This is a genomic window from Microcystis sp. LE19-10.1B, assembly GCF_027530565.1.
Lineage (GTDB): Bacteria > Cyanobacteriota > Cyanobacteriia > Cyanobacteriales > Microcystaceae > Microcystis > Microcystis aeruginosa.
In genome coordinates this window covers 1-2,054 of record NZ_JAPZQM010000667.1, presented here as the reverse complement: position 1 = coordinate 2,054, position 2,054 = coordinate 1, and the positions used below count along the sequence as shown (strand labels likewise).

Sequence of the window (2,054 nt, the reverse complement as noted above, 5' to 3'; positions counted from 1 at the left end):
AACAATTCCTATTTTTTCATAATTAGGGGTCTCAAGACCCCCCTAGCGGCCACCGAGAAGACCTTCACCAGCTAGGTATTTTTACTCAAGTCTCTGGAGGGGGACAGCTTATGTGACAGTTGAGGGTGCGGAATGTGGGTTCAATAGTGTGATTAACTCTCAAGTTATGAATTGTTTCTCCCTTCTCCCCACACCCTACACCCTACACCCTACACCCTACACCCCACTCTCCTATGCCTTTTAAACAGGATTTAGTATGAGACTGGGAGGTTAATCGACAAAATTAGGGGAAAGAAAGGGTGCTAAGGGAGCAGAATCCGGTTCGATCGCGTCGAGAATTATCGCTGAAATCAACCCGATTAGCGAAATAATAGTGTCATCAACAATATCAGTCTCTGGAGAGTTAAGATGCTCAGAAAACGTTTATTAATCCCCTTAATATTATCCCTAGTCACTTTTGGTTTAGTGGTGGCCTGTAATTCCAGCACTCCCACCAGTCAAACTAACCCCAGTCCCGCAGAAAACGCCGCCACTGCTGCTATTCCCATCGGTGCAGCCTTAGCTCAAACCAGCAATCTCGCCCTATTGGGACAGGAACAGGTGATCGGTGTCAAGATGGCTGAAACATATTTTAATAAAAAGGGCGGAGTCAATGGAACACCGATTAAAGTTATTATCCAGGATGTGACCGGGGATGAACCGGGAGCGATCAACGCCATCAATACCCTCATCACCAAAGATAAGGTGGTGGGTATTCTCGGTCCGTCCCTGTCCCAACAAGCTTTTGCCGCTAGTCCGATCGCCGATCGAGCCAAAGTTCCCATTCTCGGCCCCTCTAACACGGCTAAAGGTATCCCCCAGATCGGTGAATATGTGGGTAGGGTGTCCGCTCCTGTGGCTGTGGTCGCTCCCAATGCGGTTAAAACCGCTTTAAAAATCGATCCCAAGATTAAAAAAGTGGCTGTCTTTTTTGCCCAAAATGATGCTTTTAGTAAATCGGAAACGGAAACTTTTCAAGAAACCCTGAAGAGTTTAAATCTTGATATTGTCACCGTGCAGAAATTCCAAACCACCGATACAGATTTTCAAAACCAAGCCACCGCCGCTATTAATATTAAACCGGATTTAGTGGTTATTTCTGGTTTGGTTGCTGACGGGGGCAATTTGGTCAAACAGTTGCGACAATTAGGCTATCAGGGATTAATTATTGGTGGCAATGGTTTAAATACTTCTAATATTTTCCCAGTTTGTCAAGCTCAATGTGATGGCATTATCATTGCTCAAGCTTATAATCCGGAATTAGATAATCCTATTAATCGGGATTTTGTCGCCGCTTATACAGCAGAAAATAAAAAAGCACCGCCCCAATTTACTGCTCAAGCTTTTACGGGAATTCAAGTTTTTGTCGAGGCCTTAAAACGAGTAGATGATAAAAATAAACTCAGTACACTTTCCCTCGAACAAATTCGCCAACAATTAAATCAGGAAATTTTAGCGGGTAAGTATGTCACTGTCCTGGGAGATATTGCTTTTACTCCCGAAGGGGAAATCATTCAGGATAAATTCTCCGTGGCACAAATTAAAATGGATGCCGATGGTAAAAATGGTAAATTTACTTTTGTGAAAAATTAATCAGTAAGGGGTTCTTCTCATTTCCACCTCGTTGCAAGGGTATCCCTTGCAACGCACTTCCAGAACGTAGGTTGGGTTGAAGCATGAAACCCAACGTCCGATCATGTTGCGCCACCGCTAACCCATCCTACAAATAATTGTGCCTCCCTACTTACCTCGTTGCAAGCATCTCCCTTGCAACGCACTTCCAGAGGTTCTAGTTCTTGTATAACCCATCAGGGAAGGGAGGAATATCCTCCCTTTTCTCGTGCCAATGTAGAACCTTGGCAGGAGAGAAGAAACCCACATTCCGCACCCTCAACTGTCACATAAGCTGTCCCCCTCCAGAGACTTGAGTAAAAATACTTAGCTGGTGAAGGTTTTCTCGGTGGCCGTTAGGGGGAGCTTGAGACCCCTAATTAGGGTCTGCTGAAAAAGTTTTT

At 44.6% G+C, this 2,054-nt stretch carries 2 protein-coding genes; both read left to right on the top strand.

What is annotated here, in order from left to right; genetic code table 11:
- Positions 1 to 112 precede the first annotated feature (112 nt).
- Entirely contained in the window at positions 113 to 244 is a 132-nt protein-coding gene (locus O9332_RS23885; RefSeq protein ID WP_288027676.1) for a hypothetical protein, read from the top strand.
- 164 nt (positions 245 to 408) lie between these two features.
- Positions 409 to 1,632 (top strand): ABC transporter substrate-binding protein, encoded by a 1,224-nt coding sequence (locus O9332_RS23880; RefSeq protein WP_002761074.1) that lies wholly within the window; start codon positions 409 to 411, stop codon positions 1,630 to 1,632.
- The last annotated feature ends 422 nt before the right edge of the window (positions 1,633 to 2,054 follow it).

Excerpts from the sequence above, each read along its gene's own strand:
- O9332_RS23880 (WP_002761074.1), top strand. The coding sequence starts at position 409 with ATGCTCAGAAAACGTTTATTAATCCCCTTAATATTATCCCTAGTCACT.